Here is a 17,590-nt window from a genome sequence, read left to right on the forward strand (position 1 = left end):
TCCTGGTGTTGGCGCGAGGGATGTCACAGGAGTCCAGCCACCGCGCGTCTGTGCGGTGAATGACTCGTTTTGTTGAAAGAGAAAAGTCTTTCTTGCCCAAGGGCTTGGGCAGAAGCATTTAACATGCGGGAGCGCTATAGGCGCTACCGCACCGCAGGCAATCCCCATTCGTCCAGCGAAAAGGCTTCGGCTGGCAAGCGCATCTCCGAGAGAGCGACAGGGCGACGGCGGAATGATGTGGCGGTGTAGGGGAAGGCCAAATTCATTGCGCTGATGTCCAGCTTGAGCGGCAGCCCGTCGCCTGTGAGGCACTCCCTGTGTCCGACGTCCTGAATTCCAGGCATCAGATCAAACCACTCGCAGCTCTCGCCCTGGATTGTTTCGGCCTTACCGAGCGAAACCCTCCCGGTTGTGTCATTGAATTTGAAAGGGGCAGAGCCATCGTCTGCCGGACGCCCGGCCGTGAGCCTGCGATAGCCGCCTGCCTGCTGGTAGGAGATGCCTTGCGCTTCGAGCTTGTTCCAGATCGTGATGCGAAGGGAGCCGCCACGGTCCCGTTGCTCCCGATAATGCCAGGGATAATGGCGCAACAGGCGGATCGTCGAGCCGCCGACGGTCTCCAGCGTGATGTCGAAATCGGGTTGGGAAGGATCGGCATTCTGGCTGCGGAGCGGCCGCAGCCAGAATTCCGATGTCAGTATTTCCGATGGCGGGTAGATCTCCGCGGGGGCGATGGCGCGGCGGTCGAGGCTGGCGAGGCGGGTGTGATAGATCGGCACGTCATTCGGAGCGAGCAGCCTTGTTTCGATGACGATGCCGTCCTCGGTGACGCAGTTCTGCTCCCGCGCTATGAATGTCCCGGGCGAGGGCGATTTACTCGCCGTTTCGCGCCATGTGCAGTGCTCGCCGGCAATGGTCGAGACCTTCTGGAGCGGTTGAGGCGTTTCTATCTTCGTGGCATCTGGTTTCCGGTCGCGAAGGAGAAGCTCGAGATAGGTGATCTCACCGTCCGCCTGCCTGCTCCAGCGCAGGACCGGCTTCGTCTCATCCGGTCCGAAGCCGATGCTGGCCCGTCCACCTCGCAGCGTCTCGCTCAGAAATATGCCGTCGTGATGAACAATCGTGACGGTCGGATCGACTTTCTTGCCGTCCTTGTCGAGCGCCTGCATGACGGCGACGTAATCCGGTCGTGGCAGGGAGGTAGTAACACTCGACTGCGCAACAGCTGCCCCCGCGAAGGCCATGCAGGCGATTGGGCCGATGATTGCTGCTGTCTTCATTGCTTCTCGGATCGTCGAACCTGCGCGCGTCATTGCCGCGCCGGCAGCAGATGACGGTTTTGCCGAGAAAATCAATGCGGTCTATGTCTTTTGCCTCAATGGACGCCCATCAATGGACGCCGATCAATGAACAATGGTCAGCGCGGCGATGCCCGCTTCGTCTGCGGCGCGCAAAAACGCTTCCCGGAATTGCTCCGGGGCAACGTCTCCACAGATGGCGTCGATGCAGGCTTTGACGGCGATCATATATTCCTCGCCATCATCGAAAGGCCAGTCCCGGATCAGCAGGTATGCGGCGTCGCCGAGCGTACGCACGACGGTGTGCGTTTCCCGACCGCGCAAAACCAGCCCGACCGGCGCGAATGCCGATGACGTGTTCCAGTTCATTGTCCTCGACCCCTCAAGGCACGGAGATTGAGACCCTCCAACACACTATACGCGTGAATTATGAAATTCGGAATTGCGGAATGCGTGAATGTTGAGCACGTGACTTATTTGCCGCGGGCAAAAGAAAGGGCGCTCTACGACCTGATGTCGGAGCGCCCTGTGGCTGCATCGGCGTCAGTTGCGGCGGAGGCCGATGGCAGGCAGGTTCAGAAGACCGCATTTGGAACGAAATGGCAACGCCCGGTGCCGGACTGTGCCCGCATGCGGCCTGCAATCCACAGGGTTTCCACAGCTTATCCACAGGGGCGGCCCGATCTCCTCCAACGCTTTCAACGACATATGCCCGAAAGCAATCGGCCTGCTCCAGTTGGGTGATGTGACTGCCAGACGACACCGGGAATATCTTCGGGGCAAACTGCCCGAAAGGCCACAATGCCGGGCTATGGTGGCCCTCCCTCCTGGAGCGCTGGGCGGCGGACGCTCGGAGGTGGGAGGCGGCAGGCGTGCATGAGGGCCTGCCGCCTTCATCATCAGGCGTTCGAGACAAATCGGCGGATTTCAAGGAGCCTTTCGGGGCTTGCGCCTTCGCAAATAAAAAGGACCCGCTCACTTGGGAGCGGGCCTCAGGGGTGCCCGGAGTCGGACGGGCATCGGCAAAAAACGGTCGATCAGATATAGGCCGCGGCATCGACGCTCCAGGTATCCGGCATCTTCGACGTCGCAAAGCTGCTGTCGTTTGCAGGATGGGCGTGCTGACGGGCGGCAGCGTCGAGCAGGGCCGCAAAGGATGCCAGGCTGATCTTGTCGGCGCGAAGCATCTGGCGGATCAGCGGATCTCTCAGCATTTCCGATGGGGTCATCTCGTGCATGGTATCCTCCAGGAATTGGTTTCCCAACGCTCAAAGCATCTTAAGTCCGTATTGCTATCAATGCATGTCGCGGCGATGGCGAAAAGACGGTAAATGAGGTTCATTCGGGTTAGCTCCAATGTGGGATTGGCCCGCCATTTTGTCGGATGCTACCGTAGCGCCTGCGAAGTGAACCGTAGGGGAGGACGGGCGCATGGAACCAAGACGCATGGAAGCAAGACATGGGGAAGCAAGAATGTTCGACGAGATCATCGTGGGTCTGAACACGCTCGAGGCCGAGATCGCCACGATCAACGCCAAGCCGCTGCCTCTCATGGATTTGAACTATGCTGAGGCCGAATTGAAGGCCAGGCCCGCAAAGGTGCGCAAGCGCCTCGGCAAGACGAGAACGGCGGAACCGAACGCATGACCCACCGGCTTTGGCAACGCAATTTTGACCATGAGCGTATTTTCTGACGTTCACTCACATTTTGCCGATTGCATGTCGCTGGGAAAACCGCTTTCTTGTCATCCACACCCCTAATTTAGAGATATCCTGACCGCAATGAACCGTTACGACATCGAGCGCCGGAACGGCGACGACTGGACTGTGATCGACCGGCTGACGGGCGCACCCGTGCCGCATCTGCCGGAAAAACTCGGAAGCAGGCTTGAAGCCCAGGCGCTTGCCGATTTTCGCAACCGGCTGGCCATCCCGCAACAGGAGCGCATTCGCTCCCGCCTCGATACGCTGCGGCTCGCCTGGCAGGCGCTGACGGGCAAGCGGACGCGTTAGAGCCGTGCGTCGCTACCAGCGGAGGATTTTTCTGCCCAGCAGGAATCCGGCTGCCGTCGCGACCAGGATGCCGATCGAATACCATGTCGCCAGAAACAGCGGGCTGTCGTCGGGGCAGTGCCAGGCATAGATGGCGGCCGCAATGCCGCCGGCGGCAAGACCTGCCACCGCACCCGCCGTGCCCGGATTTTCAGGGGCGCCCTGGCGGACCGAATAGAGGATGGCGGCAAGCGGCGCGATCGAAAGGGTCGGCACGTAGAACAGGCAGAAGGCGGAGAAATGCCCCTCCATGCTGCTTGCCCAGTTCGCTTGCGGCACAACGAGGAGTTCGGTCACGATGCCGGCAATCAGAACCGCCAGCGGCAGGATGAGCGTCAGGGCCGCCGAGCGCAGCGAGACGCCCGGTTTGCCGATCCGGAAGGCGAGGCGGGTGGCTGTCACGGCGATCAGCAGGGTGGTGCCGAGCTTGAAGAGGACCCGCGGCGTCTCGATCATCTCGCCCATGTTTCTGCGGATGCCGATGGTGGAGATGAGAAGTGCGGCTGAAATCACCACGCCGATGACCAGTGCGATCATGAAGACGCGGCCAAAGCGGATGCGGACGCGCGCATCCTTTGCCAGCATGTTGATCAGGTCATCCGTTTTCACGCGTGTTGCTCCGATAGAGGGCGGCCAATCCTTTGAGCGCCCTGTGCAGCGCCACTCGCACGGCGCCTTCCGTCATCTGTAGTCGCTCGGCCGTTTCGCGGATACCGGCGCCGCCAAGCGAGATCGACCGCACGATTTCGCGCTGCGGGTCGCGCAGGCCTTCCAGCATGCGGTCGACGTCGATGCGGTCGGCGCCATCCTCATGGTAGTCGGCTTCCAGCGTCTCCATCACATCCTCGATCGGCACGCTGACATGGCGGCCACGCCGGCGCAGGCTGTCGATCAGCTTGTTGCGTACGATGGTGGACAGCCACGGGCCGATCGGCCGCGAAATATCCCAGGTCCCGCGCTTCAGGTGTACTGCCAGCAGAACTTCCTGCACCACGTCTTCCACCTCGCTCGGCGGGGCACCGAACTGGTCGCAGCGCCTGCGCGCAATCGAACGCAGATAGGGTGTTACGGCCTTCAGGAAACGGTCATAGGCCAGCGCGTCGCCGGCGATTGCCGCGCGCATCCAGGCCGCCCATTCCTCTTCGCGGGCCGAATATTTCATCCGCTACTCACCTCTACGCACGGGGCCACGTGTTTGTTACCGTCATCCTGAAAATTTTGATGACGCGGCACGTGAGGCAGAGCCGGCGTCGGCGCCTATTGAGCGCATCGGCGGGCAAACGGCAAGAGTAGTGCGGCAACAAAGCGCAAAAGCCGCCCGGCGCGATGAGGAGCCGGGCGGGAGTTGGTGTCGATGGCAGATGCGGTGCGTTCTAGCTCTATCCTTTCCAATATCTTTTCCCTCGCATCGAGAGGAGCTGTGTTGAAGAAGAAGCATGGTGCCTCTTCGACCGAGGCGGGGGAAGTGGTAAGACCGTCAAGTGCTACAACTCTCCGTTTGGAGCTCGCGCTCTTCTTCATGGCGCGCGGAGATCGAATGCCTGAGTGCGGGTTTTGTCGGAGGACGATGTGACAAGACGCCTAAACACTATCTGTCTAGTTGCGTTCTTTATGTGCTTTGCAGGGGCATATGTCGTGCAGCTATTAAGCGGCGGGGTAGCAAACCTGCATGGGGTTCTCAGATATCTATATAGCATACTGTGGATCTTTATTATTGCGTTACTTCTTCTCGGCCCAGTTAGCTACATGCAAACCCAGTCATGGCGAGAGATACGCAAGGATAAAGTAAAGAGAGATTTTATACGCAAAAATCCGCTCCTGACGTTACTCATTTGGCGTGAAGTCTGGGACGAGGAGACAGACGATGAGCGACGAACCCCCTAGCTACGATAGAAAATACTACTGTAGTCGATTTGTTCGAGGGCGAGGCCTGCTGATCCAACCATCAGCGGTCTCGGAGTTTGCGTCGGATACAACGCCGGTAGCGGTGTCAGTCTCGGATGTTGTACCCAGGGTGAAAACGCCCTTGGGTTGCCGGATATTATCCGCTCTCGATAAATCACGCTAACTGGACACCGATTCCTGTTTTTGGGCAGCGCCTGAGATCCGCGCGATCAGATAGTCGAGCGACAGGCGGCCCGGGCCGTAGCGCATGACGGCAAGCGCCATCGCCGCCCAGGTGATGTGGATGGGCCAGCCATCGGGAACGGTCAGCTCCACGATGCAAGTCATGAACAGTAGGCCGAGGCCCGCAAAGCGGGTGGCGAGACCGAAGACGAGAAGCGTCGGGAAGATGATCTCGCCGCAGCCGGACAGGAAGGCCATGACTGATGGCATGGGGAAGGGGTAAGGCCCGCCCGGCAGATGCAGCATGAATTCCTGGGTGAAGAGGTCGATTGCCGTATCGTTCAGCTGCAGGAAGCCATCCCATTTCAGGATGCCGGAGCGCCAGAAGGGAACGGCGAGCGCCACGCGGATGACAGCCTGGACGATGTCGGGCTGGGCGACGGCCCGGACAAGTCCGCCAGCCGTCACTACCAACCTCGCCAGCGGGGAGAGAGCGCCGTGGCGAGGCCCATTGCGAGGCATGGAATCAAGCATATCAGACATTGAAAATCTCCATTTCGACATGGGAGAGGGCCCGGATAGTGGAAAAGGCATGGGCTGCGATCATCTCGCCGATCATGCCGGAGAGATCGAAGGCCGGCTCCGCCTCGAGCCCCGCCGCGACGGTTGCCGCAAGGCATTCGCCTGAGAGCAGCGCGCCGAGGAAGGCGGCTCCGCCCGGCGGCAGGTGGCGAACCGTCACCTCGTCGTCGATGCGCGTGATCAAACCTTCCTCGGGCCGGCTCTCGACTCGGCCGATCGGCCCGGCGCCGCGGTTCATGGCGAAGATGGTCACGGCGGGATAGGCCGATGCGATCAGCCGCGTCGACGGATGCGGCTGGAAGGTTACGGCACCCAGTTCTTCCGGCGGTACGGCCGCAAGGGCTTCCGGTTTGAGCGCTGGCGCATCGGCGGCGTGATAGGCATCCAGCCAGGCGCGCTCGATGCGTGCTACATCCGACAGCCAGGGCATGTCCTGCGCGTGTTCGTAGCGGTCGATGAAATCGGGGAAATCCCGGCCGTATTCTGACAGTAGCGGCGAGCTGGGCGGTGTTGCGCGCACATGAAAGCGGGCCATTGCGCGGAAGAAATCCGCCCCGGTGATGCGTTCGACTGCCGGGAAGATCGACGACAATGCGGCAATCAGACTGACGGTCACGTTGTTGCGGTAGACATTGTAGCGCTTCTCCGCCCGCTTGCCGCGCGGACCTGTCACCAGGTCAGGGGCCGGCGCATCGGGGGCAAGCAGGGCTGCGGAAAACTCTCCTGCGAAGTCAGGCGCGGATCGGCGCATGGGCAGGATATCAGCCAAGGGCATGGAAGGTCTCCCGGTCTCTGGCGTGCCGATCAAGGATCGCCTGTGCAGCCAGCGCCTCGGCGCGCAGCACCGGCCAGTCGGGGATCTTGCTATCCCATTCGATCAGGGTCGGGATCGGTCCACAGCTGTTTATGACGATTTCATAGAGCTGCCAGACGGCATCGGCCACCGGCCCGTCATGGCTGTCGATCAGAAGCAGTTCGCCTTCGTCATCCTCCTGTTCGGCATGGCCGGCGAGGTGGATCTCGCCGACACCGGACAGCGGAAAATCGCGCAGGTATTCCAGTGCTGAAAAGCCGTGATTGGTGGCGGAGACAAAGACATTGTTGATGTCGAGCAGCAGGCCGCAGCCGGTGCGCCTGGATATCTCGCGGATGAAATCCGTCTCGCTCATGGAGGATTCCGCAAAGAGCACGTAGGTGGACGGGTTTTCGAGCAGAATCGGCCGGCCGATGGCGTTCTGCATCTGATCGACGTGATCGCAGACATGGGCAAGCGTCGCGGCCGTATAGGGCAGCGGCAGCAGGTCGTTCAGATAGGTATCGGCATGCGTTGACCAGGCGAGATGCTCGGACACCAGCGCCGGCTCGTAACGGTCGACGAGAGTCTTGAAGCGCTGCAGATGGTCCTTGTCGAGCGGCTGCGGGCCGCCGAGCGACATGCAGACGCCATGCAGTGAAATCGGGTGGTCGCGGCGCACCTTTTCGAGTGCGCGATGCGGCGGGCCGCCGGCGCCCATGTAATTTTCGGCATGGACTTCGAAGAAACCCTGCGGGCCTGATACGGCCGAGATTGCTGCAAGATGCTCCGGCTTGAAGCTGGTACCGGCCTGGCCGGTAAGTGAAAGTGTCGGAAAGCGGAGGGTGCTTTCCGTCTCCATGGGAAGGTTGTTCGTCATGCTGACGTTTGCCATGTTCGCCTCCGCTTTCCTGAGCTTTTGGGCTTAGATGTCGCGCGTCAGCGGCTTCAGCGAGCCATGACGGTCGCCCGGAATATCGAGCGAGGCACAGGTACCGCCCTGGACGAATTTCCACGAATTGCCCTGGAAATCCTTGACCGAGGTGCCCTGGCATGTGGTGCCCGGACCGGCAGCGCAATCGTTCTGGCCCTTCAGCGCAACGCCGTAGCACTTCTCCTTGTGAGCTGCGGTTGCAGCAGCGGCCTCAGCCTTTGTCAGCGGGGCTGCACCGGCCATCGTGGCAAGAGCGGACGTGATCGCGCCGGCAAGAAGGGCGGTGCTGATGGAAGTCTTCAACATTGGTAGTCTCCGTTGCTTGAAACGCCCCTGTTTCAGCGGGGCACGTCGGGGTATTCGCAACGGGAGGGTGGGTTGTTACAGGCGAGGTGGTAACGAAGGCGTGATGGGATTCGGGGGCGGAGGCGGCCTTTCTCGCGGTGTCCCGGCAGCGGAATCTGCTTTGCCGGGGGCGAGGATGGTGCTTATGCTGATTGCAATCATCCGTTCGACTCCGCTGCGTGGTAAGGCCCCGAATGTCGATCAAACCTCGAAACGTGCTGTTCGTGTGCAGCCAGAACAAGCTGCGAAGCCCGACCGCGGAGCAGGTGTTTTCCGCGCGCGAGGACATCGAGGTTTCATCGGCAGGGACAAACAACGATGCCTGCAATCCGCTCGATGCCGAACAGGTGGAATGGGCCGACATCATCTTCGTGATGGAGAAGGCGCATCGCAGCAAGCTCACCCGCAAATTCCGCAAATCGCTGAACGGCAAGCGCATTATCTGCCTCGACATTCCCGACGATTACGAGTTCATGGATCCGATGCTGGTCAGCCTGCTGGAACGCAAGATTCCGCGGTATCTATAAGGCGATGCTCAACCTGAATCTTTGAAATATGTTTTGCTGAGACGCCGGGTGGAACTTCTCGTCTGACCCGTGCTGGATATCGATCGATACTATCGGCTGAAGTTCCGAAGGTTTAAGATTTTGCCGGGGGAAGGCTTCGGGATGAGGGCGGCGTATCGCGCGGCCCGTGGATGCCGGTGATCGGCTGCTTCTCCCTGCGACAGGATGGGCAGGGATGGATCGGCTGGATGCCATGCGCGTGTTGCTTGCCGTTGTTGATGCCGGCAGCCTGTCGGCGGGCAGCAAGCGGCTGAATGCGCCGCTGCCGAGCGTCAGCCGCAAGGTGGCCGAACTGGAGCGGTTGCTCGGCGCCAATCTCATCATCCGCACAAGCCGGAACCTGCAGCTCACCGATGCCGGGCGCGACTATGTGGAGGCGGCGCGCAAGATCATTGCAGAACTGGAGGAGGCGGAGCGCCGGGCATCCGGTGAATATCAGCGGCCGCGGGGAACGCTGACAATCACCATGCCGGTGGAATTCGGCAACCGTTATGTGCTGCCGATCGCGCTCGGTTTTCTGGCTGAGCATCCTGAGGTTTCGTTGAACCTCCTGTCGCTCGATCGCACTGTTCATCTCGTCAGCGAGCAGGTGGATATCGCCATCCGGCTGGGGGCGCTGGCGGATAGTTCGCTCTATGCCGTCAAAGTAGCCGAATTTCGGCTGCTGACCTGCGCGAGCCCCGATTATCTCAGGCGTTGCGGATGTCCGCAGCATCCGGGCGAGTTGCCCGATCATGACGGCATTGTCTTCAACAACAGGACCTTCTTCTGGACCTTTGATATCGATGGCCGGCCGTTGGAGGTGGTGCCGCGCCATCGCATCGAGGTCAATACGGCGGCGAACTGCGTTGCCGCCGCTGTCGGCGGAGCCGGTATTGCCAGGCTTTTCGACTACCAGGTCCCCGGCGAACTTGCCTCCGGGGCTCTGGTGCCGATCCTTGATGATTACGCTGGGGCGCCGCAGCCGATCCATATCGTCTATTCGCGCCAGGGCTTTCTTGCGCTCAAGGTGCGCTCCTTCATCGACTGGACGCTGCCGCGGCTGCGGGAGGCCTGCCGGACCTATGGCTCAATCCAGTAGGGCGCGGATTTCGGCGACAACCCGTTCCGGCGCTTGCAGATGCGGATAGTGGCCGACGCCGGGCAGGATATCGAGTGTTGCGCCGGTTCTCTCGGCAAATTCCACGCCCATCCGGCTGTCGATATAGATGTCCTTTTCGCCCCAGATCACACTTACCAGTGTCTTGAGCTTTCCAAGGTTTGTTTCAAGCAGATCCTGATCGCGGGTGAAGGCCGCATAATAATGGTAGAAGGCATCCGCGGAGGTGAGGGCACCATGGCTCCAGCCTTGGACCATGTCTTCCTTGACGCCGGCGGCGAGATCGAACTGCCTGTCGTCAGGCAGACCGCGCCGGTAAGCGTTCTCAAGGATTTCGTCGCTCGTCTGGTTCATCGCGGCGCGGGTCCTGGAAGCCGCCGGCTCGGCCTTCAGGTTCTGCAGGCGCTCATGCATATAGGCCGGCCGGTTGAAGGGGGCGAAGTCGCCGACGATGATGCGCCTTGCGATATCGGGCTCGTCGAGGGCCAGGAGCAGGGCGGGCAGGGCGCCTATATCGGCGGCGTAGATCGTCAGTTTGGATCGGTCGATGCCGGCTTTGTCGATATAGGCCTTCAGCACGCCGGCATAATCACGCGGTGAATAGGAGAAGTTTTCGGCTGCGGGCCGAGATGACAGGCCATATCCCGGCCAGTCGAAGGCATGCACCTCGAATTCGTCGCCGAGCGCGGCTGCAATGTCGCGCCAGACGAGCGAGGTTTCGGGAAAGCCGTGCAGGAAAAGTACGGTGCCTTTCGGCGCCGGATTGCGCACGACGAGCCGCCGCAGGGTGATATCCCCGCCGATGGCAATGGTGCCTATTTCGGGCTTTGCGGCTTCGGTCGTGCCGGCACTTACGGGGGTGAGTGTAGCGCCTGTGATTGCAGCGGCTACGAGCAATGGTCCAAGTGATGATGTTAGCATATCCGTTGTCCTTCCTCTCCGGCGGCCATGCTCGCGCAGAAGCCTCATGGCCGCGATCGGGGTGAATTCTCGATGACAAGGATCGTGCATCATGCCTGCCGTCGGTAGACCGCGGCCATGAGAGTCTGCCTCTCATTTTCCCTCAGTACCGGGCGATCGGCCCGCGCCGTACATCATCGCCATCAGCGACGCCGGGGAACGACCCCGCGTCCCCAAGAAAGGATGATGAGACATGAATGACATGACCGTAAATCTGACAATCGCTCAGCCCGAACGGGTGCGCGGTCTGCCGGGTCACTCGACCGTTGGCACCGACAATCTCGAGGCTGCGGGGGAATTCTACGACAAGCTCATGGCCGTCTTCGGCATCGGCCGTTTTCTGGTCCAGCCGGGCCGGGCCGTCTATTACGGTGAGCGCACGCTGGAATTCGGCGTCGTGAAGCCATTCGACGGCGGGCCGGCACGTGCCGGCAATGGCAGCATGGTGGCCTTCGAGGCGCGTTCCCGCGCAAAGGTGCGCGAGGCTCATGCAACGGCGCTGCAGGCAGGCGGAACGGATGAGGGCGCTCCGGGGCCACGAGGGGAGAATGGCGAGGGGCCTTACTGCGCCTATTTCCGCGACCCCGAAGGCAACAAGTTCCTGGTCTACCGCGCCGGGCCGGACGAAGCCTGAGATCGCTTCCGACGCATTTCGGGCGCATGATGTCAGGCGTCCGAAATGCGGCTGCGAACCTTCCGATGGAATGGAGGCAAGTCATGAAATCAGGGCAATCAATCGCAAGACTCAGGATGTCACGGCGTTCGCTGTTGTTTGCGGGCGCAGCGGCCGGGTTGACGGCGGTGCTGTCGTCGCCTGCGGGCGCGGCCGATCCCGTCGATGCAGAAGCGCTCGCCGGCGAAATCCGGCCGTTCCGGGCCGATATTCCCGAGGCCGCGCTTGCCGATCTCCAGCGTCGGCTTGCCGCCACCCGCTGGCCAGACGGCGAGACCGTGCGCGACCGTTCGCAGGGCGTGCAGCCGGAGAGGCTGAGGGCGCTGGTGGATGAGTGGCAGTCTTCCTACGACTGGCGCAAAGCCGAGGCGAAGCTGAACGGTTTTCCGCAATTCGTGACCGAGATCGACGGCATCGATATCCATTTCATCCATGTCCGCTCCCGCCACGAGAATGCCCTGCCGCTGATCATGACGCATGGCTGGCCGGGATCGGTGTTCGAGCTGCTTAACGTGATCGGCCCGCTGACCGACCCGACCGCCTATGGCGGAAAGGCGGAAGACGCTTTCCATCTGGTGATCCCCTCGATCCCCGGCTTCGGCTTTTCCGGCAAGCCCAAGGAAACGGGCTGGAACCCGCAACGCATCGCGGCCGCCTGGGACACGCTGATGAAACGGCTCGGTTATACCAGCTATGTTTCGCAGGGCGGCGACTGGGGCGCGATCATTAGCGATGCGCTGGGGCGGCAGGCGCCGGAGGGGTTGCTTGGCATCCACGTCAACAGGGTCGAGCGCGCGACCACCTTTCCGCCGGATGCGGCGCAGGCGCTGATGAGCGGGGCGGCCGCGCCCGACAGCTTGTCACCAGAGGAGAAGCTGATCTTCATGGAAGCCCGGGATTTCCTCGCCAATGGCTTCGGCTACGCGGCGATCATGGGAACCCGGCCGGAAACGATCGGCTACGGGCTTGCCGATTCTCCCGTGGGGCTTGCGGCCTGGCTCTATGACAAGATCGCCGACTGGGTGTTTAGCCGCGGAGATCCTGAACAGGCGCTCGGCAGCCAGGCTATTCTCGACAATATCACGCTCTACTGGCTCACCAATACCGGGCCTTCGAGCGGGCGCATCTACTGGGAGAATGTCGCGGCCGGTGCAAAGCTGGAACCGGTCAAGGTTCCGGTCGCGGTCACGGTCTTCCCCGGCGAAGTTTACCGGCCGCCGCGGCACTGGCTCGGCAGAGCCTATCCACAGCTGATCTACTACAATGTGGCTGCAAAAGGCGGGCATTTCGCAGCTTGGGAGGAGCCGGAACTCTTCGCCCAGGAGGTGCGGGCCGGATTCAGGACATTGCGCTCATAGGCAGATCGCATTTCCGCGAGCGCGTGGGAACATCGAGCTTTTTCGCCCGTTTGCGAAGAGGAAAGACCTGGAGGAGGAATCCCAATGAGTAATCTCCATAATGACAGCGCCCCCGAAGTCTCAGGCGTCGGGGGCCGCAGTACGCTGACCGCTTTCTTCGACAGCCGCGATGACGCCGACAGGGCGATCGACCGGCTGAAGAACCTGGGTATCACTGGTGTCAGAATGATGCGGGGATATGAAGCGGATGGCGACAAGGCCGGCGTTGCCGGCGACGACCGCGGCGGTTTCTGGTCGAAGCTGGAGGACTGGCTGTTTCCGGATGAAGACCGGTCGGTCTATGCCGAAGGCCTGCGCCGGGGCGGCTTTCTGATCTCCGTCGAGGTCGATGATGCCACCTACGGTATCGCATACGACATTCTCGATGACGAAGGCTCCATCGACATGGACGAACGTGCGGACCTCTGGCGCGCAGAGGGCTGGAATATCAGCAAGTCGAACGAAGCTTTCGCAGCATCGAAATTTGATGCAAGCCAGGCTCGTGAAGTTGATGATGCCGAGCGTGCCCGGCAAGCAAGTGCTGTGCAGGATGACGTCTTTGCAGCCGGTGCGGCCGGTATGGCCGGCCCGGCCACACCGATGGGACATCATACCCGCCGGCTCGATCCCAATTCCCCGCGCGTCCGCGCCTATGATCTCAATGACGAGGCACCGCTCGATCAGGAGCTGCGTGACGACATCATGCCGACCGGACATCACCGCACGGTGGAGGAATCCACGGAGCGCGCAGAGCGCGAGCTTCGCCAGGCTCAGGACGTGGACGGCATGCGGCAGGAGCAGACGCTGCCGCGCGGTCGATAATGGTCTGAAACATGGGTGCGCCGGATTTCCGGCGCCCCCTTAGAGCGGCGGAAGGAAAACGGAATCATCTCTGCCGCTTTAAGGTTTTTGTTCAAGCATCGGATTATCCCAAGGCCGCTTCCCGCTTTTGCGCGACATGCTTTAATGCGCGGTGCCGTCGACGATGACGTGATCATGATCCCTGGAGCATTTCTCGATGCGGGCATGGATCTTGTAGACTTCGCGCAGCATGTCGACGGTGACGACCTCGCGCGGCTTGCCGCAGGCGCGCATGCGGCCGTTCTGGATGATCAGTACCTTATCTGCGAAGCGCAGCGCCTGGTTCAGGTCGTGGATGGCGATCAGTACGATCATGCCGCGCTTGCGGGCCTGGCGCTGCATGAAATCGAGCACTTCCACCTGACGATGAAGATCGAGCGCGCTGGTCGGCTCGTCCATCAGCATGATCTCCGGCTCGCGCACCAGCGCCTGGGCGATGGAGACGAGCTGGCGCTGGCCGCCTGACAAGGCGCCGAGATCGCGGAAGGCAATCGCCTCGATGTTCAGCGCCTTCATGACGTCGTCGATGAGCCTGAGATCCTGATCGCTGACGCCCCAGGACTGGCCCTGCTTGCGGGCAAGCAGGATCGATTCATAGACCGTCAGTACCGCATTGGCCGAAGTATCCTGCGGCATGTAGCTGATGGCGTTCTTGGTCTTTGCGCCCTCGACCAGCACGTTTCCCGGCCCTTTCAGGAGGCCAGTGATGCGCTTGAAGAGCGTCGACTTGCCGGCGGCATTCGGGCCGATGACGGCAACGAGCTCACCGGCAGTCATTTTGGGCGTCGTCACGTTTTCGACGAAGAGCTTGCGGCCGTGGTAGGCGCCGACCGATTGCAGCTGAAGCGCTACCATGAGCGGCTCCTGTTCGAGAGGATGAGCGAGAAGAAGAAGGGCACGCCGACCAGCGCCGTGATGATGCCGATCGGGAAGACGACGCCCGGAATGATCGACTTCGAGACGACGGAGGTCAGCGAGAGCAGCAGTGCGCCTGAAAGGATCGAGCCTGGCAGGAAGAAGCGCTGGTCTTCGCCGAGGATCATGCGGGCGATATGCGGGCCGACGAGGCCGACGAAGCCGATCGTGCCGACGAAGCTGACGGGCACGGCCGCCAGCAGCGAGACGATGAGCATCGTCTCCAGCCGGATGCGGCGCACATTGACGCCGAAGCTCGCCGCCTTGTCCTCCCCGAGGCGGATTGCCGTCAGCGCCCAGGCATGGCGGGCAAAGAGCGGCAGGGCAAGCAGGAGCACGGCAAGCGTGATCCAGATCTTCGGCCAGGTGGCCTTGGTGAGGCTGCCCATGGTCCAGAAGACGACGGCCGAGAGCGCCTGTTCGGAGGCGAGATATTGCAGGAAGGCGAGAGCCGCATTGAAGGTGAAGACGAGCGCGATGCCGAGCAGCACGACTGTTTGCACGGACACGCCGCGCGCCTGTGAGATGAAATGGATGAAGAGCGTGGCGACCAGCGCCATGATGAAGGCATTGACCGGCACCAGCAGGCCTGCCGCAACCGGCAGGATCGGTACGCTGGTGACGATGGCGAGTGCGGCGCCGAAGCTTGCGGCGGCGGAAATGCCTAGGGTGAACGGGCTTGCCAGCGGATTGGCGAGGATCGTCTGCATCTGCGCGCCGGCAACCGAGAGCGATGCGCCGACGACGATCGCCATGACGGCGACCGGCATGCGGATATCCCAGACGACGGCGCGGATCTGCGCTGAGACGGAGTCGGGATAGAGGAGGGCGGTCACGACCTCATCGAGGCCGTAACGGGCAGGCCCCCAGGCGAGATCGACGGCGAAGGACAGGCAGAGCGCTGCCGTCATGGCAAAGAGGATCACAAGCTTGCGGCGGGCGAGGGCGCGGTAACGCGCCCTGCCTGCTTCGACTTCAATCGGGGCGACGGCGATCTCTGCCATCTCGCCTTACTTTCCGGCCTTGGCGTCGACCCAGTAACCCGGCTGATAGGCGACCGGCAGGAACTTCTCATGGAATTCCTTGAAGGTCGCATCGGGGTCGAGATCGGCGAAGAGGTCCGGATGGAACCACTTGGCCATCTGCTGTACGGCGACGAACTGGTAGGGGCTTGTGTAGAACTGGTGCCAGATCGCATGGACATTGCCATCGGCAACCGCCTTGGAACCGGTGAAGGCCGGGTTCTGCACGAGGGCATCCAGCGCCTTGCGGCTATCGTCGATGGTGGCGGCAGCGGCCGGGCCGACATTGACGTAGTCCTTGGCATCCTTGGTCTGGCTCCAGTTCGAGCCGGTGACGACGACGACGTCAGGATTGGAAGCGACGACCTGTTCGGCATTGATTGAGCCAGTGTAGCCCGGCAGGAAATCCGAACCCAGGTTATGGCCGCCGGCCCAATCCACCATCAGGCCGAAATTGTCGGGGCCGAAGGTGCCGCAGCACTCGACGAGGCCGGCGGCGCGATACATGAAGACATTGGGCTTCTTGGGGTTGGCTTCCTTCAGCTTGTCGGTGACGCGTGCCATCTGCTGCTTCCAGTAGGCGGCGACGGCTTGGGCGCGGTCTTCATGGCCGAAGAGCTTGCCGAGGATCTCCAGGCTCGGCTCGGTATTGGCGAGAATGTGCTCGCGGAAATCGATATAGACGATCTTCACGCCGATCTTGTTCAGCGTGTCCTCGAGCTTCACCTCGTCGGCGGCCTTCTTGTTACCGATCGGCAGCAGCATGACATCGGGGTGAAGCGCCACAACCGTCTCGGTCTGCAGCGTGCCATCCGTCAGGTTGCCAAGGAAGGGCAGGTCCTTACCCCTGGGGAATTTCTCGACATAGGCGTTGAAGCCATCCTTGTCGGTCGTCCAGAGGTCGTTGCGCCAGCCGACGATCTTGGCGAAGGGATCATCCTTCTCGATCGGGGCGACGGCATAGAGCATGCGGCCTTCGCCAAGGATCACGCGCTCGACCGGCTTGTCGAAAGTGACATCGCGGCCCGCCACATCCTTGATGGTGAAGGGATCGGCAAAAGCCGAAAGCGGCAGCAGGCCCGCAACTGCAACTGCGGATACCGCAAGCAATTTCATAAATTTCATCTGGAAACTCTCCCCGTCCTTGGTAATGTCCCGAGGCATAGAAAAATTGACTTTTGGAATCAAGTTTTATGTTTTAGAGCTTTTCCAAAGTAGTGCAGTGCCGGGGTGAAGATGATGAACACGATGAACACAAATTATTCTATTCGCGATGAAATCCGGGACTTCTGGTCGGAAAGGGCGGYGACGTTCGACGAGAGTGTCGGCCACGAAATCTTTTCCGAAGCTGAGCGAAAGGGCTGGCAGCGGCTGATCCGCAAGCATCTCGGCGAGGGGCAGGGGCGTGCGGCGCTCGACCTTGCCTGCGGCACGGCGGTCATTTCCCACCTCATGCATGGGGCGGGCTTCAAGGTGACGGGGCTCGACTGGTCGGATGCGATGCTGGCGCAGGCGCGGGCCAAGGCGAAGAAGCGCGGCACCGATATCCGCTTCGTCTCGGGCGATGCGGAAAACACCATGGAGGCCAAGGAAAGCTACGACGTGATAACCAACCGCCATCTCGTCTGGACGCTGGTCGATCCGCCCTCGGCCTTCCGCGAATGGTTCTCGGTGTTGAAGCCGGGCGGTAAGGTCCTGATCGTCGACGGCAATATGGGCAAGGAGACCTGGGTCAAGGGCCTGCAGAAGGCCTGGACGAAGTTGACCGGCAAGGCGCCGGCGAGCCACATGAAGCCCGAGATGATGGCTCGCCATCAAGCCATCCGCTCGCGCGTCTATTTCTCCAAACAGATGCCGGCCGAAGCGATCGTCGAGTTGCTGCGCCAGGCGGGCTTCGACAATATCGTCGTCGACCGCAAGCTCTCCGACATCCACTGGGCACAGGCGCGCAAGATGCCTTTCCTGCGCGGGCTGGAGCGCATGGTGCAGGACCGCTTCGCGATTTGCGCGACGAAGCCGGACTGAG

General features: G+C 61.5%; 22 protein-coding genes. 9 read left to right on the plus strand and 13 right to left on the minus strand.

Features of this window, described 5'->3' with window-relative positions; genetic code table 11:
* Positions 1-143 precede the first annotated feature (143 nt).
* Positions 144-1,280: a hypothetical protein gene (locus AC1DM5_RS17510; protein WP_477819314.1), complete on the minus strand. Its 1,137-nt coding sequence runs from the start codon at positions 1,278-1,280 to the stop codon at positions 144-146.
* On the opposite strand from AC1DM5_RS17510, the gene AC1DM5_RS17515 reads away from it, so the two are divergent.
* A complete protein-coding gene (locus tag AC1DM5_RS17515; RefSeq protein WP_477819313.1) occupies positions 1,261-1,410 on the plus strand; it encodes a hypothetical protein in 150 nt (49 codons plus the stop codon). The two genes, AC1DM5_RS17510 and AC1DM5_RS17515, sit on opposite strands and share 20 nt — an antisense overlap.
* On the opposite strand, the gene AC1DM5_RS17520 is transcribed toward AC1DM5_RS17515, so the two are convergent.
* Together AC1DM5_RS17520 and AC1DM5_RS17525 are read right to left on the minus strand one after the other, a co-directional pair.
* Positions 1,404-1,667, minus strand: a complete 264-nt coding sequence (locus tag AC1DM5_RS17520) for a DUF982 domain-containing protein (RefSeq protein WP_007817636.1) — start codon at positions 1,665-1,667, stop codon at positions 1,404-1,406. The two genes, AC1DM5_RS17515 and AC1DM5_RS17520, sit on opposite strands and share 7 nt — an antisense overlap.
* 668 nt (positions 1,668-2,335) lie before the next feature.
* Complete coding sequence (locus AC1DM5_RS17525; RefSeq protein ID WP_477975341.1) at positions 2,336-2,536, minus strand: hypothetical protein; 201 nt, start codon at positions 2,534-2,536, stop codon at positions 2,336-2,338.
* 193 nt (positions 2,537-2,729) lie between these two features.
* Between AC1DM5_RS17525 and AC1DM5_RS17530 the strand changes: the two genes are divergently transcribed.
* Both AC1DM5_RS17530 and AC1DM5_RS17535 read left to right on the plus strand, forming a co-directional pair.
* A complete protein-coding gene (locus tag AC1DM5_RS17530) occupies positions 2,730-2,945 on the plus strand; it encodes a hypothetical protein (RefSeq protein WP_477975343.1) in 216 nt (71 codons plus the stop codon).
* 135 nt (positions 2,946-3,080) lie between these two features.
* The gene (locus AC1DM5_RS17535) at positions 3,081-3,311 is read left to right on the plus strand and encodes a hypothetical protein (protein WP_113323897.1); all 231 of its coding nucleotides are present in this window, start codon (positions 3,081-3,083) and stop codon (positions 3,309-3,311) included.
* A 12-nt stretch (positions 3,312-3,323) separates the two neighbouring features.
* Here AC1DM5_RS17535 and AC1DM5_RS17540 read toward each other — a convergent pair whose 3' ends face one another.
* From AC1DM5_RS17540 to AC1DM5_RS17565, 6 genes are all read right to left on the minus strand, one after another.
* On the minus strand, positions 3,324-3,959 hold the full coding sequence (locus tag AC1DM5_RS17540) for an NrsF family protein (protein ID WP_477819310.1): 636 nt from the start codon (positions 3,957-3,959) through the stop codon (positions 3,324-3,326).
* A complete protein-coding gene (locus tag AC1DM5_RS17545) occupies positions 3,946-4,512 on the minus strand; it encodes a sigma-70 family RNA polymerase sigma factor (protein WP_477819309.1) in 567 nt (188 codons plus the stop codon). The genes AC1DM5_RS17540 and AC1DM5_RS17545 overlap by 14 nt, the downstream gene beginning before the upstream one ends.
* A gap of 902 nt (positions 4,513-5,414) precedes the next feature.
* The gene (locus tag AC1DM5_RS17550) at positions 5,415-5,960 is read right to left on the minus strand and encodes a DoxX family protein (RefSeq protein ID WP_477819308.1); all 546 of its coding nucleotides are present in this window, start codon (positions 5,958-5,960) and stop codon (positions 5,415-5,417) included.
* Entirely contained in the window at positions 5,953-6,774 is an 822-nt protein-coding gene (locus AC1DM5_RS17555; protein WP_477819307.1) for an HvfC/BufC family peptide modification chaperone, read from the minus strand. Before AC1DM5_RS17555 ends, AC1DM5_RS17550 begins: the two co-directional genes overlap by 8 nt.
* Positions 6,761-7,687 carry an MNIO family bufferin maturase gene (gene bufB / locus AC1DM5_RS17560; protein WP_477975345.1) on the minus strand — a complete coding sequence of 309 codons (927 nt, stop codon included), beginning with the start codon at positions 7,685-7,687 and terminating at the stop codon, positions 6,761-6,763. The genes AC1DM5_RS17555 and bufB overlap by 14 nt, the downstream gene beginning before the upstream one ends.
* Positions 7,688-7,717: 30 nt before the next feature.
* Positions 7,718-8,032 carry a BufA1 family periplasmic bufferin-type metallophore gene (locus AC1DM5_RS17565; protein WP_477819305.1) on the minus strand — a complete coding sequence of 105 codons (315 nt, stop codon included), beginning with the start codon at positions 8,030-8,032 and terminating at the stop codon, positions 7,718-7,720.
* A gap of 233 nt (positions 8,033-8,265) precedes the next feature.
* On the opposite strand from AC1DM5_RS17565, the gene AC1DM5_RS17570 reads away from it, so the two are divergent.
* Entirely contained in the window at positions 8,266-8,598 is a 333-nt protein-coding gene (locus AC1DM5_RS17570) for a low molecular weight protein tyrosine phosphatase family protein (RefSeq protein ID WP_477819304.1), read from the plus strand.
* 214 nt (positions 8,599-8,812) lie between these two features.
* Positions 8,813-9,718, plus strand: coding sequence for a LysR family transcriptional regulator (locus AC1DM5_RS17575; protein WP_477975347.1), 906 nt, complete (start codon positions 8,813-8,815; stop codon positions 9,716-9,718).
* Here the strand turns inward: AC1DM5_RS17575 and AC1DM5_RS17580 are convergent.
* Positions 9,707-10,657, minus strand: coding sequence for an alpha/beta fold hydrolase (locus tag AC1DM5_RS17580; protein WP_477819302.1), 951 nt, complete (start codon positions 10,655-10,657; stop codon positions 9,707-9,709). The genes AC1DM5_RS17575 and AC1DM5_RS17580 overlap by 12 nt on opposite strands.
* 232 nt (positions 10,658-10,889) lie before the next feature.
* Between AC1DM5_RS17580 and AC1DM5_RS17585 the strand changes: the two genes are divergently transcribed.
* The 3 genes from AC1DM5_RS17585 (at position 10,890) to AC1DM5_RS17595 (ending at position 13,588) form a co-directional block, all read left to right on the plus strand.
* Positions 10,890-11,330, plus strand: a complete 441-nt coding sequence (locus tag AC1DM5_RS17585; RefSeq protein WP_477819301.1) for a VOC family protein — start codon at positions 10,890-10,892, stop codon at positions 11,328-11,330.
* Between the two features lie 83 nt (positions 11,331-11,413).
* Entirely contained in the window at positions 11,414-12,727 is a 1,314-nt protein-coding gene (locus AC1DM5_RS17590; protein ID WP_477819300.1) for an epoxide hydrolase family protein, read from the plus strand.
* An 84-nt stretch (positions 12,728-12,811) separates the two neighbouring features.
* A complete protein-coding gene (locus AC1DM5_RS17595) occupies positions 12,812-13,588 on the plus strand; it encodes a hypothetical protein (RefSeq protein WP_477819299.1) in 777 nt (258 codons plus the stop codon).
* Positions 13,589-13,729: 141 nt separating this feature from the next.
* Here AC1DM5_RS17595 and AC1DM5_RS17600 read toward each other — a convergent pair whose 3' ends face one another.
* From AC1DM5_RS17600 to AC1DM5_RS17610, 3 genes are read right to left on the minus strand one after another with little or no spacing between them, the layout of a single operon-like run.
* Complete coding sequence (locus AC1DM5_RS17600; RefSeq protein ID WP_310387292.1) at positions 13,730-14,482, minus strand: ABC transporter ATP-binding protein; 753 nt, start codon at positions 14,480-14,482, stop codon at positions 13,730-13,732.
* Entirely contained in the window at positions 14,476-15,546 is a 1,071-nt protein-coding gene (locus AC1DM5_RS17605) for a FecCD family ABC transporter permease (RefSeq protein ID WP_477819298.1), read from the minus strand. The genes AC1DM5_RS17600 and AC1DM5_RS17605 overlap by 7 nt, the downstream gene beginning before the upstream one ends.
* Before the next feature lie 6 nt (positions 15,547-15,552).
* On the minus strand, positions 15,553-16,689 hold the full coding sequence (locus AC1DM5_RS17610; RefSeq protein ID WP_477819297.1) for an ABC transporter substrate-binding protein: 1,137 nt from the start codon (positions 16,687-16,689) through the stop codon (positions 15,553-15,555).
* A gap of 114 nt (positions 16,690-16,803) precedes the next feature.
* On the opposite strand from AC1DM5_RS17610, the gene AC1DM5_RS17615 reads away from it, so the two are divergent.
* The gene (locus AC1DM5_RS17615) at positions 16,804-17,589 is read left to right on the plus strand and encodes a class I SAM-dependent methyltransferase (protein WP_477975349.1); all 786 of its coding nucleotides are present in this window, start codon (positions 16,804-16,806) and stop codon (positions 17,587-17,589) included.
* Position 17,590: the final 1 nt, after the last annotated feature.

Source organism: Rhizobium sp. 01T437, from assembly GCF_056398505.1.

Excerpts from the sequence above, each read along its gene's own strand:
- AC1DM5_RS17515 (WP_477819313.1), top strand. The coding sequence starts at position 1,261 with ATGATTGCTGCTGTCTTCATTGCTTCTCGGATCGTCGAACCTGCGCGC.
- AC1DM5_RS17610 (WP_477819297.1), bottom strand. The coding sequence starts at position 16,689 with ATGAAATTTATGAAATTGCTTGCGGTATCCGCAGTTGCAGTTGCGGGC.
- AC1DM5_RS17530 (WP_477975343.1), top strand. The coding sequence starts at position 2,730 with ATGGAACCAAGACGCATGGAAGCAAGACATGGGGAAGCAAGAATGTTC.
- AC1DM5_RS17545 (WP_477819309.1), bottom strand. The coding sequence starts at position 4,512 with ATGAAATATTCGGCCCGCGAAGAGGAATGGGCGGCCTGGATGCGCGCG.
- AC1DM5_RS17550 (WP_477819308.1), bottom strand. The coding sequence starts at position 5,960 with ATGTCTGATATGCTTGATTCCATGCCTCGCAATGGGCCTCGCCACGGC.
- AC1DM5_RS17535 (WP_113323897.1), top strand. The coding sequence starts at position 3,081 with ATGAACCGTTACGACATCGAGCGCCGGAACGGCGACGACTGGACTGTG.
- AC1DM5_RS17570 (WP_477819304.1), top strand. The coding sequence starts at position 8,266 with ATGTCGATCAAACCTCGAAACGTGCTGTTCGTGTGCAGCCAGAACAAG.
- AC1DM5_RS17580 (WP_477819302.1), bottom strand. The coding sequence starts at position 10,657 with ATGCTAACATCATCACTTGGACCATTGCTCGTAGCCGCTGCAATCACA.
- AC1DM5_RS17510 (WP_477819314.1), bottom strand. The coding sequence starts at position 1,280 with ATGAAGACAGCAGCAATCATCGGCCCAATCGCCTGCATGGCCTTCGCG.
- AC1DM5_RS17520 (WP_007817636.1), bottom strand. The coding sequence starts at position 1,667 with ATGAACTGGAACACGTCATCGGCATTCGCGCCGGTCGGGCTGGTTTTG.
- AC1DM5_RS17565 (WP_477819305.1), bottom strand. The coding sequence starts at position 8,032 with ATGTTGAAGACTTCCATCAGCACCGCCCTTCTTGCCGGCGCGATCACG.
- AC1DM5_RS17595 (WP_477819299.1), top strand. The coding sequence starts at position 12,812 with ATGAGTAATCTCCATAATGACAGCGCCCCCGAAGTCTCAGGCGTCGGG.
- AC1DM5_RS17575 (WP_477975347.1), top strand. The coding sequence starts at position 8,813 with ATGGATCGGCTGGATGCCATGCGCGTGTTGCTTGCCGTTGTTGATGCC.
- AC1DM5_RS17525 (WP_477975341.1), bottom strand. The coding sequence starts at position 2,536 with ATGCACGAGATGACCCCATCGGAAATGCTGAGAGATCCGCTGATCCGC.
- AC1DM5_RS17585 (WP_477819301.1), top strand. The coding sequence starts at position 10,890 with ATGAATGACATGACCGTAAATCTGACAATCGCTCAGCCCGAACGGGTG.
- AC1DM5_RS17600 (WP_310387292.1), bottom strand. The coding sequence starts at position 14,482 with ATGGTAGCGCTTCAGCTGCAATCGGTCGGCGCCTACCACGGCCGCAAG.
- bufB (WP_477975345.1), bottom strand. The coding sequence starts at position 7,687 with ATGGCAAACGTCAGCATGACGAACAACCTTCCCATGGAGACGGAAAGC.
- AC1DM5_RS17605 (WP_477819298.1), bottom strand. The coding sequence starts at position 15,546 with ATGGCAGAGATCGCCGTCGCCCCGATTGAAGTCGAAGCAGGCAGGGCG.
- AC1DM5_RS17590 (WP_477819300.1), top strand. The coding sequence starts at position 11,414 with ATGAAATCAGGGCAATCAATCGCAAGACTCAGGATGTCACGGCGTTCG.
- AC1DM5_RS17555 (WP_477819307.1), bottom strand. The coding sequence starts at position 6,774 with ATGCCCTTGGCTGATATCCTGCCCATGCGCCGATCCGCGCCTGACTTC.